We start from the raw sequence: 14,696 nt of genomic DNA on the forward strand, positions 1-14,696 counted from the left end.
CTCGGCAGTCGACTGCCGAGCGACCGATGCCCAGTTCATATAACGGCTGGAGGCTGGGCCTAGGCCGGAATGCCCTCCCCCGGCGGCTAAGTAGACACCGCGAAGTAGCCGGCGTAACGCTCTGGGTCGGAACGATGACGTCTTGCACCGCAACATCGGTTTCTTCAAGGTAGGGCAACAACGGACATCGATGTCGTTGCTCGCCGATCTGACCGGAAGGTTAACAGCACGATGCTACGCATCACTCGACGATTGGGAGCCAGGGCCCTGGCGCGCCCGGCACGGCGTCTCGGAGACCTGACCGCGATGTTTGCCCTGATTGCCAGACCGCTCGTCTTTGGGATCGCCCTTTTGTTGGCTGCTCAGGCGCAGGCGCCAGCGACCGTCCCGCCTGAAAGGGTCAAACAGCTGTTCGAGCTTCTCGACGATCCGTCAGTGAAGGCCTGGGTGGCCGAACAGCGAAATCAGGATGCCGGGTCAACGGGAGCGCCCGCCAAGGAAGGAGCTTCGCCGACCAACGCATCGTCCGGCGCCGTGGCCGCACCCGGCCAGATGAATACGATGGCATCCTCGACGCTCGATGGGATCAGGCATCATATCGAAAGAATCATGCGAACTTTGCCCTTGCTGCCAGGCCAGTTCGCGCGCGTTCGGGCAGAGACGATGGAGGATATGTCCAGCAAGGGGTCTGCCGCCGTATTTGTGCTGATTGCGATGTTCATCGCCGCCGGCCTGGCGCTCACTTGGGCAACGTACAAGTTCACCCGTCCATTTCGTCTTTGGATTATCGCGCAACCGAAGGATACGCCCGTTGGGCGAGCCAAGAAGATTGGTGGTCGCATGCTTTATTCCAGCATGCTGATCGTCTCTTTCGCACTGGGCAGCGCCGGCGCGTTCATGTTGTTCGACTGGCCAATGCTTATCCGCGAGATTGTGCTGACATTTCTGATGGCGGCAGTCGTTACATGGGGTGTGCGCATGTACGTCATGGCCACGCTCGTCCCTTCCTTCATGAACGTCGAGAACGCCGTCGAGGTTCGTGCTCTGCCGATCACCAACGAAGCGGCTGACCATTGGTCCTATTGGCTACCCCGGATCGTCGGCGTCTTCGCCTTCTTCGGCGCCGCGTTTATCCTCTTGCCAGGTCTCGGCATCGATCAGGACGGAATGATGGTCCTGTCACTGGGCGCCGACTTCGTGCTGTTGGTGCTCCTGCTGCTCGCGATTTGGCGTCGGCCAAGAACGCAGCGAGACGGTGCGCGCCACATCGGTCACACGGAAGCGTCATGGCTATTGACTGCTTATTTTGTCGTCCTGTTCCTGCAGCGTATCGCCGGCCTTTATACATACTTCTGGTTCACCTTCGCCGCATTCTTCCTGCCTTTGGCAATCGTGATGACGCAGCGCGGGGTTAATTTCGTTCTGCGGCCAGGTTCGGAAGATGTCGGCCGGCCCACGATCCCGGCGGTGACGATCGCTGTCATCGATCGCGGAATCCGAATGATTTTCATCCTGGCGGCGGCTTACCTTCTCGCACGTATCTGGGGTCTGGACATGCAATCCATGCGGGACAGCGATACGACGACGACGTTCATATTGCGCGGCTTGATCAATGTCGTGGTCATTGCCCTCGCAGCCGATTTCGGCTGGTCGATCATCAAAGCTTTGATCGAACGAAAGCTGGGCATCGAAACGCCGCACCCTGTGATCAGCGACGAGGACGTCCCGATCCTCGATCCGCAGCAGGCGCGGCTGCACACGCTCTTGCCGATCCTTCAGAATATTCTACTCGCATCGATCATCGTGATGGCGGTGCTTATGATGCTCGCCTCGCTGGGTATCCAGATCGGCCCATTGATCGCCGGCGCTGGCGTCGTCGGCGTCGCCGTGGGCTTTGGGGCACAAACCATTGTCAAGGACGTCATTTCAGGCGTGTTTTTTCTGCTCGATGATGCGTTCCGTGTTGGCGAATACATTTCATCGGGCAATTACAAGGGTACTGTTGAAAGCTTTTCGCTGCGCTCGGTGAAGCTGCGCCACCATCGTGGTCCGCTGTTCACGATACCTTTCGGTGAACTCGGGGCAGTCCAGAACCAGAGCCGTGACTGGGTTATCGATAAATTCAACATCACCGTTGGTTATGACACCGATATCGACTTCGCTCGCAAGCTGATCAAGCGGATCGGGCTCGAACTGGCGGAAGATCCCGAGTTCAAACACTGGGTGCTCGACCCGATCAAGATGCAGGGCGTACAGGAGTTCGGCGAATACGGCATCGTATTGAGGGTCAAGGCCACAACCAAGCCGGGAGGCGCCTTCGGTATGAAACGCAAATTCTATGTACGCCTCCGCCAGGTCTTCAAGGAGCAGGGCATCGAACTGCCATTTCCGACCGTCCAGGTTCAGGGGCTGCAGAACCCACATGGGGCAGAGAATGCACCGTTGGAGATCACGCCCGAATTGAAAATGGCCGTCGCGCAGTCGCACACTATTCGGCGCAGAAAAAAAGCGAGCACAACGGAGTAGGAAAGCTGCGACACCTGCCGGTCACAACCCGGCTTTCCGCGCATCGCCCATGGGAGGGATACTCTTCTGTCTTCGACCGTTAAGACGAAAAAATATCGTCACGAGCCTCACCGACCCTGATGGGCCACAGCCCCGCGAGAAGCGGAGCGTACGCGGCGAGCCTGCGGGATACGAACTCCGTGAAGAGCCGCACGCGCTTCGTCTTGCGTGTCTCCCCCTGTGTGAGAAGCCAGAGCGTTCCGTACATGTGCAGGTCGGTGCCCGGCACCCTCACCAGTAGGGGGTCGGCATCTCCGACAAAGCACGGCAGTGTCGTGATCCCGAGCCCTTGCCGTACAGCAACGATCTGCGCCTCGGCGTCCGTGGTCCTGAATGGAACCCCCGTGGTGCGAACCTCACCCTCGCTGGCCCATTCCGGAATCCCATGAATGCTTATGACGATCCACCGGATGGGATCAGGCGCGCCCGCACGCCACGCGGCAAGTCGATCGCAGGACATGTAGACGCCGCCGAACAGCTCCGGTCCCTTCAGGCCGTGAAGATTGAGCGGCAGGGTTTTTCGGTCGTAGACGACGCGGATCGCGACGTCGGCCTCTCGGTTGGTCAGATTTGCCAGCTCGCCGGACGACAAGATGTCCATCTCGATGTCGGGATGCAGACGCGCGAAATCGGCGAAGTCCGGCATGAGCAGGTGTGTCGCCAGGGTCGGAGCCAGCGTCACCCGCAGAAGCCCGCGCACGCCCTGGTCGCGCCCGAAGACGCGCGTCTCCAGCTGGTGCGACGACGCTTCCATCTGGTTCGCGAGTTCGAGGACCTCCTCGCCCGCAGCCGTCAGGCGGTAGCCCGAAGGCAGCTTTTCGAACATCTGCGCCCCGAGGCGTTCCTCGAGCTGGGCGATGCGTCGCAGCGCGGTCGAGTGATTCACCCCGAGGCGCTCGGCGGCGGCCCGCACGGAGCCTCCGCGCGCGACGGCAAGAAAGTAGCGAACGTCATCCCAGTCGATCATGGTGCAATCCCGCACCGCGCGGTGCGCCTTCCAAAGCCGGTATCTAACACATCGAACGGCAGTACGGGCGGTCATCGTCGCCTATGTCGACGGCGCGGCGTCCCAGAACGGCGGACACCGATCGTCGCGGCTGGCGTCCAGCCGGAGCGATTTTGCACCACCGATGTGCGCGCTTCCGCACTCAACAACTGACGCCGGCGGACCCATTTCGAGGTTCTCGGACGCAGATACCGTCCCGACAACACTAAAGGAGAAGTCATGGGAAAGCTTGAGGGTAAGATTGCAGTTATCACGGGTGGATCGAGCGGCATGGCGCTGGCGAGCGCCAGGCGGTTCGTTGAAGAAGGCGCCTATGTTTTCATCACGGGCCGGAGACAGGAAGTGCTGGACGAGGCCGTCAAGCTGATCGGCCGGAACGTGACCGGCGTGCGTGGCGACGCGGCCAATCTAGACGACCTCGACCGCCTGTTCGATACAGTCAAGCGGGAAAAGGGCAGGATCGACATCCTGTACGCGAGCGCCGGCACAGGCGAGGCCGCCCCACTGGGCGAGATTACCGAGCAGCACTTCGATGTGGCCTTCAACCTGAATGCGCGCGGCACGCTGTTTACGGTCCAGAAGGCGTTGCCGCTGTTCAACGATGGCGGATCGATCTTCATGACCGGGTCAGTTGCTTCGATCAAAGGTTTTCCGGGTTACAGCGTGTATGCGGCGAGCAAGGCGACGTTGCACGCATTCGCACGCGGCTGGCTCAACGAACTCAAGGGCCGGAATATCCGGGTGAACGTGCTGCACCCGGGGCCGATCGCCACACCGATGCAGGACCAAGTCCTCACCGAGGAGGCGAAGCAGATGTTCGAATCCCTGATCCCGCGGGGAAAGATGGGTCGCCCTGAGGAAATTGCGGCGGCCGCGCTGTTTCTTGCTTCAGACGATTCGAGCTTCGTGAATGGGGTGGAGTTGTCTGTCGACGGCGGCTTCTCGGCCATCTGAATTCACGCCGGATCGCCGGAAGCGGCTGACCGTCCGGCCGCGCCGAAGTCGTTCACGACGGGACGTCTACGCAAAGGACGCCGCACAGCAGAACGGATAACCCAGCGCCGTTGAGGGCCGGGCAATCAATATCAACACGGATCGGAGAAGTGTTATGAGCTACGCGATTGTAGGATTCGGTAAGATAGGCCAGGCCCTCGCCCGGGCCTTCGCCCGTAAAAACGTCGACGTGACCGTCGCGAGCCGCCGGCCGCCCGAGGCGTTGGCGCCGCAGGCTCGGGCGATTGGACCCACGGTCGTCGCCAAGTCGCTGCGGGATGCACTCGAGGCCGACACAATCATCTTGGCGGTCCCGTTCGGGGAGCATCGCGAGGTTGCGAAGGTCCTGCCGAGCTGGAAAGGCAAGACGGTCATCGACGCGATGAACGCGTTTCCAGTCCCTGAAGAGCTGGACGGTCTCCCGTCCTCCGCCTTCGTCGCGAAGGCGTTCACCGGCGCCAAGCTCGTGAAAGGGTTCAATCACCTGATTGCGGCCACCCTGGCTGCCGATCCGATCGTCGAGGGCGGGCACCGGGTCGTCTTTCTGTCGAGCGACGACGAGGACGCGATCGCTCCCGTGGCGGCCTTGGCCAAACAACTCGGGTTCGCACCCGTCAAGCTGGGAAAGCTCAACGAGGGTGGCGCGCTGGTGCACGCACGCGGCCGCACTTGGGGCCAGCTCATCTTCCAGGACCTGTTCAAGAAGGAGCAGTAATCGATGTATGACCATGTGATTTGGCCCGGGCGATATGATCCGAAAACGTCGGCCATCTACGCACTCAACGACATTGACGTGAAGGCGCCGCCTGAAGTGGTCTGGAAGCTGCTCGTCGATGCCGAGAATTGGTCGAGCTACTTTCCCGCCGAAGATCAGGTCAAGATCCTGACCGGCAAGCCGGAACTGGCGCTTGAAACCAGATACAGCCGGGTGACGGTTGGCTTTCCGATGAGTCTGGTCGTGACGGAGTGTGAACCCTTCCGCAGGCTCGCGTGGGCGACGACCGTCGATGGCGACGAGACCGGCTCGAGCGCGTACCACGGCTGGGTCATCACTCCTACGGTCGATGGCTGCCATGTGCTGACCGAAGAAACGCAGCAGGGCCCTTGGTTCCTTGAGGAACTCGGGCGTAAGCATCCCGGTGCACTCTACCGCTATCACCAGGAATGGGTCGAAAGCCTCGCCCGCGCTGCGGAGGCGGAAGTGGTAAGCAAGGCAAGTTGATGCGCCTTCGTCCGAATATTGTCGGTACTCAACAGACGACGGGCGCTTCCAGCCTGGATCGGCAGATGATCACCCACCTACCATTGGAGATAAATGATATGAATATTGAACTCAGCGGCCGCAAGGCGATTGTCACCGGATCCACCGCCGGTATCGGCCGCGCGACGGCGGAGGGGTTGGCCCGTGCCGGCGCATCGGTCGTCGTCAACGGCCGTGGGAATACCCGGGTCGACGAGGCGGTGCGGCAGATGCGGCAGGCCTTTCCCGGAAGCGACATCTCGGGCATCGCCGCCGATCTTGCGACAGCGGAGGGTGCCGAGGCCTTGATCGCGCAGGCGCCGGACGCCGATATCCTTGTGAACAATGTTGGTACGGCTCACATCCGGAGCTACGGTGGCGTCGAGGACATCGCGAAGATCCCCGACGAGGACTGGCTTGGCCTCTTCCAGTTGAACGTAATGAGTGGCGTGCGCGTGACCCGTCATTACCTGCCGCGGATGGTGGCGAAAGGCTGGGGCCGCGTCGTGTTTGTGAGTAGCGAGTCCGCAGTCAACATCCCCAAGGAAATGCTCGACTACGGCATGACCAAGACCGCTCAACTCGCGGTCTCGCGCGGTCTCGCCGAGGCGGTCGCGGGCACGGGTGTCACAATCAACGCCGTCCTGCCGGGACCTACCCGCTCTGAGATCCTGGGCGACTTCATGGCGAAGCAGGCTGACGCAAACGGAATCACGCAGCAGGAGGCCGAACAGGGCTTCTTGAAGGCGATGCGTCCGACCACCCTCATCCAACGCTTCGCGACCACCGATGAGGTGGCCAACATGATCATCTACGCATGCTCGGAGCAGGCTTCGGCGACAACCGGCGCGGCTTTGCGGGTGGATGGCGGCGTGGTCCGCTTCGTCGCGTAGCTGCCGAGACGGTTATGGCGCCAATGGCGCCGACCAGCGGACGGTCGACGCCAGCGGCTGAGCGTCCCCTGAGTTTCACCTGCCCGGTGTCTTCAGGCCGAATGCTGGCCGTGACCTTCACCTGTTTCTCGACACACCCTGCAACAGGTCGAGGAAGGCGCGCACAGCGGGATTGGCGCGCCGGCTTTCCGGCCAGACCGCCGTGATATTGTGCCGCTCGACCGCATGGTTGGAAAGCACCGGCACCAATTCGCTGCGCGCGACATGGGGCGCCGCGATGAAGTTTAGCTCTTGATTTCAAAAGGAAATTTCCGCGATTTTCGAACCAACCGGGTTTCCGGCAACTATCGACATCAATCGGTCGATTTTTCGGAATCTCGCGCAATACGGCGCTCACCGGCTCAGCCGCGAAACACCATCACGGTGGATTTCGGCCAAGCGGAGCATCCCATTTCCGGGTCCACCCGACCGCCTCGTATTTGAAGCCTTGACTCATTAATCGCTATACAGCTATATAGCTTCATGGCAATTTACGAACCCACCCCTGACCGGCTGAACAGGGCCTTCTCGGCCCTCGCCGATCCCACGCGACGAGCGATCCTGGCCCGCCTTGCGACGGGCGAAGCCACGGTGTCGGAACTGCTGGCACCGTTCGAACTCAGTCAACCCACGATCTCCAAGCATCTTAAGGTGCTGGAGGATGCGGGTTTCATCGAACGCGGGCGTGATGCGCAGCGGCGACCGCGCAAGCTGGTGACAACGGCTCTCAAGGATGTTGCCGATTGGGTAGAGCCGTTTCGCAAGCAATGGGAAGACAGGCTCAACAATCTGGATCGCCACCTCGCAAAAATGGGCAAGAAGGAGAAGTAGCATGCTGGCAGGGATCGCGAACACCGATGTCATCCTCGACCGGGACACGCACACGATCATTCTGACGCGCGTGCTTGCTGCGCCCTGTGAACAGGTCTTTGAGGCATGGACGCGGCCCGAGCATGTGGCATGCTGGTGGGACCCATCAGGCGAACCGCTGGCACAATGCGAGATCGACCTGCGTCCGGGAGGAGCCTTCAGGTTCGTCAACGGGCATTCCCCTGGCCCCCACCAGTTCGCGGGCGTCTATCGCGAGATCGCACCGCCGCGTCATCTTATCTTCGAAGCAATGGGGGCGATCGGGCGCGTCATTCTTGAGGAAACTGGCGGCAAGACGCTTCTGACGGTGAGGATCGAATGCGGCTCGGCGGAGCGGTTCGAGCAATATCTGAAAATGGGAATCGACACCGGAACGGCCAAGACACTAGACAACCTCGTCGCATACGTCAGCGCAGTGGCGCAACGGACATCCAGTGCGTGGTCAACTGCTCCAAGCAGCGGCCAGTAATGTTACGATGCAACAATCAATCTGGACCGCGGCACATCCGGTTTTCGTGGCATACGGCATCACCTGCGTTGTTCTGTGCCTCAATCTTGTGATGCTCTGGGCTTCCAGCGGGGCGATCCGCGCCAAGGGTGGCCTGGCAATCAATCCGGAGGATGGCGCTCGCTATGGTGTACCTGTGTCAGAAATTGACCCGCCAACTGTCGCGCGGCTCCTGCGCGCACACCGCAATGCCGAGGCCACGATCTATCCATTTCTGCTGCTGGGCCTGCTCTTTGTTTTCACGGGAGGAAAGGCAGCAATTGCAATTCCCATTTTTGCAATTTTTGTAGTTGCCCGGATCGTACATTCGATCGTCTATCTGAAGGCCATGCAGCCTTGGCGCACGATTGCTTTTGCCGTCTCCCTCGTGGCAATCATTGTCTTGATGGGTGCCGTAGTCCACAATTTGCTTTTTGCCTGACCGGATCTGGCTTGGCACTGGCCAGCTCCGAGCGGCCCTCTCACTCCCACTCGATTCTCTCAACCATGGTAACGTGCTGTTTTAGAAGCACAAAGCTTTTCGGCCTTCGCCAAAAGACCGACTCCTCGATCCGTCAGAAATTTGCAGGGGAATTTCGATGGTTCGAAATCTAGTCGGTTCCAGCGACTACCGGCATGAATCGGTCGATTTCTCGTCTCATCGACCCCATAGCGCAGTTTGGCGTTAGTGAGAGAAGTACCGTCGCTACGCGAGATCAGTTGGGCCGAACCTAAGAAAATGCTGCCAGCCTGCGCGATAAGACAATTCAGATAGGTGCACAAATCGGATACGGCCTTGCCGCAGGTTCAGGCCTCAATGAACTTCTGTATGCGATCCGCCACGATCCGCCCTGCGCGGCTGTTCAAGTGCACGCCGTCAGTGTGAAATAGCCAACCATTTCTGCGGGCGACATCGTCCGGACGCTGCCGCAGCACCAGTATGCGAAATGCATCGCGGTAGAATGGAAGAAAGTTGAACGCCGTAAAGGCCCGGCCAGGCGAGGTGCGAACCGCCTCCGTGATCGCCTCATGGAGCGGGATATAGAAGCAGCGTTCCTCGTGCGCGACGGCCGCCACGATCGCAGAATATTCCTCGATTCGCCGGTTGAGCTCGCTCTGGAACGGATCGTCCGAATCAGGTGCTTCTCCTATCGGAGGGAGCGAGCAAAGGCCGATGTCCGCCGCCGTCTCGCGCTTCAGCCTGTGTGCTATCTCGGCCAGATTCTTGTGGAACCAATCGGGCGAAGGCGTGCGAGGGAGGCGCTTCCATAACGTAAAGAACTGCCGCACTTTGCGTGACACGAGCGCGAGAACGTCGTTACCGCCGACCCAGACGATGACCTTGCCGGGACGACAGGCGAGCACGTCCGGCAGCCGCTGCAACGCGTTATAGGCCAGGTCGCCGCCGACGCCGAAATTCCGGAACTCAAATTGCCCGTTGCCCGGCCGCCGGCTGAGTTCCGCGATCCAATCGAATGCCTGGCCCTTGCCCGCCGTGCTGCTCGATCCGATGCAGGCCACGATTTTTCGTTGAGGACTGACCATTGTAGCTCCCGCCAAGCCAGAGCGAAAAATCGTCGCCTTATGCTCTTCCCAGAACGGCTGGCCCAGGCGTGAGCTTCAAGTCGGACTCCGAGGCGCTTCCAACGACCCACGGGCAGGCATAATAGTCTTCGATGCGGTCGATGACGCGACCGGCGACATGGACACGAACCGGCCACGCGACCTGCCACTGGTCGCCTCGCTGGAAAAGCACGAGCACGACAGGCTCTCCGTCGATCGCCCCGACCTCCATGATCCACGTCTCCGGGTTTCGTTCGTACTCGACGAAATAGGGAGAGCTTCTGAGCAAGCCGTCGTAGCAGTCGGCGACCCGCAACCGGGCATCGGCGCTGGTCAGGCCCCGCACGCCATCCCAGTCATGGCGGTTGAAAAGGTCGACATAGCGCTGCAAAAGCCGCGCGGTGTCGGGATCCAGCGGACGGCTCGGTTCACCGGCAGGTTCAGCGGGCAAGCCGGCGAGCTTCGCCCGTCCACGGGAGAGTGCAGATTTGACGCCGCCAATCGTCGAGCCCACGAGTGCTGCGGTCTCTTCCAGCGAATAGTCGAACACATCCTTTAGCAGGATACAGGCGCGCTCCTTGGGCGGCAGGTGGCCAACCAGCCGTTCGATGGCGCGATGTGCATCGGTCGTTGCCGGCTCGGCAGCAACGACGCCTATGTCGTCCGAATAGGTGCTCTCCGCGTGCTCGCGCGCAACCCGCCGCCTCAGAAAGTCGATGCAGCGATTATGAGCGATGCGAAACAACCAGGGTTTTAGCCTGCTGGCATCATCGAGGGTCTCGATCTTCGTATAGGCCTCGAACAGCGTCTCCTGCATGAGATCCTCACCGTCGAGCCGTGAGCCGGTCATGCGCGCGCAATAGCGATGCAGTTGGGCGCGGACGCCTGACACCGTCTCGAGGAAGGCTCGATAACGCGCGTCGAATAGGCCGATCGGTCGCTCGGGCATGTCCTTCACCTGCCACATCTTAGCGTCGTTTCAATTTGCCAGTCATGCGACCTCCTGACCTTTAGCGCGTGTTGCCGCGGTTGCGGTCAGACCGAGCTTGGGGCGAACCCATTGTGCAAACCGCTCGATCGCGTCGTCGGCTTCGGGAGCGCGGCCGGCCATCATCTGGAACGAGTGCAGCATTCCCGGAAATACGTCCAGGCGCACTTCGACGCCGGCGGCCTTCGCCCGGTCGGCGAGCACCCGGCTGTCGTCGACCAGGGTTTCGTCTCCACCCGCTTGCAGATAAATCGGCGGCAGGCCCTTGAGATCGGCAAAGATCGGGCTGGCGAATGGATCTCGAGCATCGACCCCGTCGAGGACTTGCGATGCCAGCATCTCAACGGCCGCCTTCTGGAAAAAGGCGTCCTTCTCGCGGTTGGTTTCGTAGGAGTGCCCACTCGCCGACAGATCATGCCAGCCAGAGATGCTGAGGATGGCGGCCGGCAGCGGCCGTCCGGCATCACGAAGTTTCAGCGCCGCCGCAACGATCAGGCCCGCGCCGGCGGAATCGCCTGCAGCTATGGTGTGCTTCGGCGCGATACCCTGCTCGGCCAGCCACTCGAACGCGGTCACGGCCTGCTCGATCTGGCGCGGGAATTTGCTCTGGAAAAGGTAGTCGTAAGGGGCGAGCAAAGCGTAACAGCCAATCGCCTTGGCAAGGTGTCCGACCATCTTGCGATGGGTCCAGATCGATCCGCCGACATAGCCACCGCCGTGCAGGTAAAGCATGACCCGATCTTTGGCCGCCGTTTTTGGCTGAACCCACAGCGCGGTCTTGTCGCCGAGTTCGGTCTCGATGTAATCGACGCCGCCCGGTTCTGCCGTCAAGGCAGACCACTCGGAGGCTTCTTGCGGCGATTCTCGACCGCTGCGCCAAGCCTCGGCGAGCGTTTCGTAGTGGATCTTGTTGGCCAGGCTCTGCTTGCTGTTCATTGTCACGCTCCAATTCGTTCAGGAGGGCGACGTTCAGGATGACCGCGCCCATCAACAGCTAAGACGGACGATCTGAGCGAAAGGATACGTCGCCGGCAGATGCGTCGATCTGCACCGGCCCGATCCCGGCGGCAATGGCAGCGCTGCCTTTGCCCCTTGCCGTCATTGGCCACAAATGAACATTTACCTTGTCGTTCTCTTCGTGCGGTATCGACAATGTCGGCACGGCAACCAAGGCGAGGCAGTTCGGGTTGCCCGTCCCTCAATTCCTGCGCCTCTCAAGCCGAGGAGTAAACGATGCGCATCTTCTCCATCATAGCCCACCCGCGTGCCAACAGCTTTTGCCACGCAATTTCCGCACGCGTTCGCAACGCGCTGGTCGGCGACGGGCACATTATCGAACATCATGATCTCTATGTGGAAGGCTTCGATCCGTGCCTAACCGCGGAAGAGGCCTACACGGTCGGCGACACACTGGAAAAAGCGCTTTCACGCGCCGAGGATCGCGTCTTGCTCCAGCACCGGACGCAAGTCGCGAATGCGGATGGTCTCCTGGTCGTCCACCCGAACTGGTGGGGGAAGCCGCCTGCAATTCTGGCGGGCTGGCTCGATCGCGTTCTGGTTCCTGGTGTCACCTATCGCCTGAAAACCGCGGACGGGTTGCCCGAAGGCCTGCTATCGATCAAGAAAGCCATTGTTTTCAATACTTCCGATACCGATGCGGCGCGAGAGTTGAACGACCTCGGCGACCCGCTCGGGCTGATCTGGGGACGATGCGTCCTCCCATATTGCGGGGTTCTGGAACACGAACGACATGTGTTCAGGCCGGTTGTCGGCAGTTCCGAGGCGCGACGGGAGAACTGGCTCGAGGAAGCCACTGCCAAATGCCGGACCATGTTCGGGGCAAAGTTGAATGCAAATACGTCCGCTCCGTCGGCAATTCTGTCATGACCGTGCTCGCCCGAATTTCGGCTCCCATCCACTTCGGGCCTATCCAAGCACGCGGCGCAGATCCTAATGCCGGCGACGTATCCTTTCGCTGGATTCGTCCGTCTTAGCTGGTTGATGGGCGATGATCTCCAAGATCAGCCTCCTGAACGAATTGGAACAGGATACACCACGAAAAGCTCGTGGAGGCTTGGCGCAGCTGTCGAGAATTGCCGCCGGAAGTCTCAGAGTGGACGGTTTTGACGGCAGAACCGGGCGGCATCGGGACAGCGAGGACAATCGCATTATGATCACCAGCAGATGACGCACGCACCTATCATGACCGCAACTTGCTCTTGCGGCGGCGTCGAACTCAAAGCGTTTGGCAGGCCGATCGTGAGCAGCGTCTGCTACTGCGACGACTGCCAGAAGGGAGCTGATCAGATCGAATCTTTGCCGGGTGCTGACGCCATACGCGATCCCGATGGCGGCACCGCATACATCCTCTATCGAAAGGACCGCATCGAGTGCTCCAAGGGGGCCGAATTGCTCAGGAGCTACAAGCTTAAGGAGACATCGGTTACGAATAGGGTTGTCGCCACGTGCTGCTATTCGGCGATGTTCATGAACTTCGATAGAGGCCCGCACTGGGTCTCGGCATACAGAGCGCGGTTTCACGGAGAACTCCCGCCACTGCAATTACGGCTTTGCGCGAAGTTCAAGCCGGACAGCGATGTCCTTCCCGACGACGTGCCGAGCCACCGGGGCTATCCCCGGGGGTTAGTCGTTAAGCTTCTGGCATCGCGCGTGGCGATGTTGCTAGGTCGATAGACCGGACTCGCCTGATCAAGAAGGTCGCCGCATTTTCGGCCCCGAGAACTGATCGTGGGTGGGTTTCGAATCTGTCGAAGACGATCGATGACAAACGTTCGCCGTAGTACGCCGCAATATCCCGTGGCATCCAATGTTACTCCCCTTCACTCCCACTCGATGGTGCCCGGCGGTTTGCTCGTCACGTCGTAGACGACGCGGTTGATGCCGCGCACCTCGTTGATACCTTGGTGGCGCTGGCCGGGCGGTTCGAACGTGCCCTCTACTGCGTCAATGCTCCGGCTTGCCACCGCCAAGGCACATCATGGTTTAGAAGCTTGGCTGAGACGCTCGAAAGTGAAGTACCCAACCCATACGTCACTCGTTTCTGGAGTTTGATCGTGGAGGGTAAAGGCCGCCGCTATTCCCGCTTTTTGCGCGCTTGCAACGAGCCTACAATGCCGGTTTGCAACGCCATGTAAGCAAAAGGCGCCCCGAAAGGCGCCTCTTAATCGCTTGATTCCCTTCAAGGAAACTGGAGCGGGTGAAGCGATTCGAACGCTCGACCCCAACCTTGGCAAGGTTGTGCTCTACCCCTGAGCTACACCCGCTCGCGCGGCTTTTTGGGCCGCAAGCCGCGCTTATATGGCTGAAGAGCGCGGCGATTGCAACAGGGAATTCGCAGGCTTTTTGCTTCGCCGGCAATGCGGACAAGCCCTGCCGCGAGACGTCGCAAGGCAATCACCCCCGCCTTGCGCGACGGGCTTGTCTCGGCGGCATCATTGGCCGTAAACGGCGTTAGCCGAACAAGCCGTTGAAAGCGGGCCATCAGAAGAAAGACCGATGCCGAAGACCGAAGCCGAACTTTTCGCCTTTCTCTCAGGACTCGGGATCGAGGTATCGACCCGGCGCCATCCGCCGCTGTTCACGGTCGCCGATTCGCAGGCGCTGCGCGGCGAGATTGCCGGTGGCCACACCAAGAACCTGTTCCTCAAGGACAAGAAGGACAATTTCTTCCTGGTCAGCGTCGACGAGGAGGCGGTGGTCGATCTCAAGCAGATCCACCATCTGATCGGCGCTGCCGGCCGCGTGTCCTTCGGCCGGCCGGAGATGCTGATGGAGCTTCTCGGCGTCGCCCCGGGCGCGGTCACGGTGTTCGGGCTGATCAACGACACCGAGCGAAGGGTCAAGGTCGTTTTGGACGAGGAGCTGATGAGCCATGCGGTGGTCAATGCCCACCCGCTGACCAACGAAGCGACGACTTCCATCGCTGCCGCGGACCTGGTCAAATTCGTCGAGGCAACCGGACATGATGCTGTTATCTTGAAAGTCTCGGCATGATCGCCACATGGGTGACTGAAACCGGGTTCTAAAGAAGG

The 14,696-nt window shown here is 60.5% G+C and carries 15 protein-coding genes, 1 tRNA gene and 2 pseudogenes; 11 read left to right on the forward strand and 7 right to left on the reverse strand.

Annotated elements, in window-relative coordinates; all coding sequences use genetic code 11:
- The first annotated feature begins 306 nt into the window (after window positions 1-306).
- Window positions 307-2,526: a mechanosensitive ion channel family protein gene (locus NKG60_RS27990; RefSeq protein ID WP_352976118.1), complete on the forward strand. Its 2,220-nt coding sequence runs from the start codon at window positions 307-309 to the stop codon at window positions 2,524-2,526.
- 79 nt (window positions 2,527-2,605) lie between these two features.
- Here NKG60_RS27990 and NKG60_RS27995 read toward each other — a convergent pair whose 3' ends face one another.
- Window positions 2,606-3,532, reverse strand: a complete 927-nt coding sequence (locus NKG60_RS27995; RefSeq protein WP_352976120.1) for a LysR family transcriptional regulator — start codon at window positions 3,530-3,532, stop codon at window positions 2,606-2,608.
- A 258-nt stretch (window positions 3,533-3,790) separates the two neighbouring features.
- Between NKG60_RS27995 and NKG60_RS28000 the strand changes: the two genes are divergently transcribed.
- The 4 genes from NKG60_RS28000 to NKG60_RS28015 all read left to right on the forward strand — a co-directional run bounded on the left by NKG60_RS28000 (window position 3,791) and on the right by NKG60_RS28015 (window position 6,697).
- Window positions 3,791-4,525, forward strand: a complete 735-nt coding sequence (locus NKG60_RS28000; protein ID WP_352669110.1) for an SDR family NAD(P)-dependent oxidoreductase — start codon at window positions 3,791-3,793, stop codon at window positions 4,523-4,525.
- A 154-nt stretch (window positions 4,526-4,679) separates the two neighbouring features.
- Window positions 4,680-5,279 carry an NADPH-dependent F420 reductase gene (locus tag NKG60_RS28005; RefSeq protein WP_352669108.1) on the forward strand — a complete coding sequence of 200 codons (600 nt, stop codon included), beginning with the start codon at window positions 4,680-4,682 and terminating at the stop codon, window positions 5,277-5,279.
- 3 nt (window positions 5,280-5,282) lie between these two features.
- Window positions 5,283-5,786: an SRPBCC domain-containing protein gene (locus NKG60_RS28010; RefSeq protein WP_352669106.1), complete on the forward strand. Its 504-nt coding sequence runs from the start codon at window positions 5,283-5,285 to the stop codon at window positions 5,784-5,786.
- 98 nt (window positions 5,787-5,884) lie between these two features.
- Window positions 5,885-6,697 carry an SDR family NAD(P)-dependent oxidoreductase gene (locus NKG60_RS28015; RefSeq protein WP_352669103.1) on the forward strand — a complete coding sequence of 271 codons (813 nt, stop codon included), beginning with the start codon at window positions 5,885-5,887 and terminating at the stop codon, window positions 6,695-6,697.
- 117 nt (window positions 6,698-6,814) lie between these two features.
- Here the strand turns inward: NKG60_RS28015 and NKG60_RS28020 are convergent.
- Window positions 6,815-6,979 (reverse strand): annotated as a pseudogene (locus NKG60_RS28020) (LysR substrate-binding domain-containing protein); the annotation flags it as partial.
- A 240-nt stretch (window positions 6,980-7,219) separates the two neighbouring features.
- Here NKG60_RS28020 and NKG60_RS28025 point away from each other — a divergent pair.
- The 3 genes from NKG60_RS28025 to NKG60_RS28035 are packed head-to-tail and all read left to right on the forward strand — an operon-like array spanning window position 7,220 to window position 8,535.
- Window positions 7,220-7,567 (forward strand): ArsR/SmtB family transcription factor, encoded by a 348-nt coding sequence (locus tag NKG60_RS28025; RefSeq protein WP_352669099.1) that lies wholly within the window; start codon window positions 7,220-7,222, stop codon window positions 7,565-7,567.
- A 1-nt stretch (window position 7,568) separates the two neighbouring features.
- Complete coding sequence (locus NKG60_RS28030; protein WP_352669097.1) at window positions 7,569-8,075, forward strand: SRPBCC family protein; 507 nt, start codon at window positions 7,569-7,571, stop codon at window positions 8,073-8,075.
- 7 nt (window positions 8,076-8,082) lie between these two features.
- The gene (locus tag NKG60_RS28035; protein WP_352669094.1) at window positions 8,083-8,535 is read left to right on the forward strand and encodes an MAPEG family protein; all 453 of its coding nucleotides are present in this window, start codon (window positions 8,083-8,085) and stop codon (window positions 8,533-8,535) included.
- Between the two features lie 365 nt (window positions 8,536-8,900).
- Here NKG60_RS28035 and NKG60_RS28040 read toward each other — a convergent pair whose 3' ends face one another.
- The 3 genes from NKG60_RS28040 to NKG60_RS28050 are packed head-to-tail and all read right to left on the reverse strand — an operon-like array spanning window position 8,901 to window position 11,580.
- Window positions 8,901-9,638, reverse strand: a complete 738-nt coding sequence (locus tag NKG60_RS28040) for an SGNH/GDSL hydrolase family protein (protein ID WP_352669092.1) — start codon at window positions 9,636-9,638, stop codon at window positions 8,901-8,903.
- Between the two features lie 37 nt (window positions 9,639-9,675).
- The gene (locus tag NKG60_RS28045; RefSeq protein ID WP_352669090.1) at window positions 9,676-10,605 is read right to left on the reverse strand and encodes an RNA polymerase sigma factor; all 930 of its coding nucleotides are present in this window, start codon (window positions 10,603-10,605) and stop codon (window positions 9,676-9,678) included.
- Window positions 10,606-10,647: 42 nt separating this feature from the next.
- Window positions 10,648-11,580 carry an alpha/beta hydrolase gene (locus tag NKG60_RS28050; RefSeq protein WP_352669088.1) on the reverse strand — a complete coding sequence of 311 codons (933 nt, stop codon included), beginning with the start codon at window positions 11,578-11,580 and terminating at the stop codon, window positions 10,648-10,650.
- Between the two features lie 297 nt (window positions 11,581-11,877).
- Between NKG60_RS28050 and NKG60_RS28055 the strand changes: the two genes are divergently transcribed.
- Together NKG60_RS28055 and NKG60_RS32330 are read left to right on the forward strand one after the other, a co-directional pair.
- The gene (locus NKG60_RS28055) at window positions 11,878-12,531 is read left to right on the forward strand and encodes an NAD(P)H-dependent oxidoreductase (RefSeq protein WP_352669086.1); all 654 of its coding nucleotides are present in this window, start codon (window positions 11,878-11,880) and stop codon (window positions 12,529-12,531) included.
- A 315-nt stretch (window positions 12,532-12,846) separates the two neighbouring features.
- The gene (locus NKG60_RS32330) at window positions 12,847-13,338 is read left to right on the forward strand and encodes a GFA family protein (RefSeq protein WP_502912340.1); all 492 of its coding nucleotides are present in this window, start codon (window positions 12,847-12,849) and stop codon (window positions 13,336-13,338) included.
- 146 nt (window positions 13,339-13,484) lie between these two features.
- On the opposite strand, the pseudogene NKG60_RS32335 reads toward NKG60_RS32330, so the two are convergent.
- Window positions 13,485-13,640, reverse strand: a pseudogene (locus NKG60_RS32335) (GMP synthase (glutamine-hydrolyzing)); the annotation flags it as partial.
- 213 nt (window positions 13,641-13,853) lie between these two features.
- Window positions 13,854-13,928: transfer RNA gene (locus NKG60_RS28065), tRNA-Gly, on the reverse strand.
- A 232-nt stretch (window positions 13,929-14,160) separates the two neighbouring features.
- On the opposite strand from NKG60_RS28065, the gene NKG60_RS28070 reads away from it, so the two are divergent.
- Window positions 14,161-14,658, forward strand: a complete 498-nt coding sequence (locus tag NKG60_RS28070; protein WP_352669083.1) for a prolyl-tRNA synthetase associated domain-containing protein — start codon at window positions 14,161-14,163, stop codon at window positions 14,656-14,658.
- Window positions 14,659-14,696: the final 38 nt, after the last annotated feature.

Origin of the sequence: Mesorhizobium sp. M1428 (assembly GCF_040317515.1) — a bacterium.
In the GTDB taxonomy this organism is placed as follows: Bacteria; Pseudomonadota; Alphaproteobacteria; order Rhizobiales; family Rhizobiaceae; genus Mesorhizobium.

Bases quoted from the DNA above. Each gene is read 5' to 3' on its own strand.
- NKG60_RS27990 (WP_352976118.1), top strand. From the start codon at position 307: ATGTTTGCCCTGATTGCCAGACCGCTCGTCTTTGGGATCGCCCTTTTG.
- NKG60_RS27995 (WP_352976120.1), bottom strand. From the start codon at position 3,532: ATGATCGACTGGGATGACGTTCGCTACTTTCTTGCCGTCGCGCGCGGA.
- NKG60_RS28000 (WP_352669110.1), top strand. From the start codon at position 3,791: ATGGGAAAGCTTGAGGGTAAGATTGCAGTTATCACGGGTGGATCGAGC.
- NKG60_RS28005 (WP_352669108.1), top strand. From the start codon at position 4,680: ATGAGCTACGCGATTGTAGGATTCGGTAAGATAGGCCAGGCCCTCGCC.
- NKG60_RS28010 (WP_352669106.1), top strand. From the start codon at position 5,283: ATGTATGACCATGTGATTTGGCCCGGGCGATATGATCCGAAAACGTCG.
- NKG60_RS28015 (WP_352669103.1), top strand. From the start codon at position 5,885: ATGAATATTGAACTCAGCGGCCGCAAGGCGATTGTCACCGGATCCACC.
- NKG60_RS28025 (WP_352669099.1), top strand. From the start codon at position 7,220: ATGGCAATTTACGAACCCACCCCTGACCGGCTGAACAGGGCCTTCTCG.
- NKG60_RS28030 (WP_352669097.1), top strand. From the start codon at position 7,569: ATGCTGGCAGGGATCGCGAACACCGATGTCATCCTCGACCGGGACACG.
- NKG60_RS28035 (WP_352669094.1), top strand. From the start codon at position 8,083: ATGCAACAATCAATCTGGACCGCGGCACATCCGGTTTTCGTGGCATAC.
- NKG60_RS28040 (WP_352669092.1), bottom strand. From the start codon at position 9,638: ATGGTCAGTCCTCAACGAAAAATCGTGGCCTGCATCGGATCGAGCAGC.
- NKG60_RS28045 (WP_352669090.1), bottom strand. From the start codon at position 10,605: ATGCCCGAGCGACCGATCGGCCTATTCGACGCGCGTTATCGAGCCTTC.
- NKG60_RS28050 (WP_352669088.1), bottom strand. From the start codon at position 11,580: ATGAACAGCAAGCAGAGCCTGGCCAACAAGATCCACTACGAAACGCTC.
- NKG60_RS28055 (WP_352669086.1), top strand. From the start codon at position 11,878: ATGCGCATCTTCTCCATCATAGCCCACCCGCGTGCCAACAGCTTTTGC.
- NKG60_RS32330 (WP_502912340.1), top strand. From the start codon at position 12,847: ATGACCGCAACTTGCTCTTGCGGCGGCGTCGAACTCAAAGCGTTTGGC.
- NKG60_RS28070 (WP_352669083.1), top strand. From the start codon at position 14,161: ATGCCGAAGACCGAAGCCGAACTTTTCGCCTTTCTCTCAGGACTCGGG.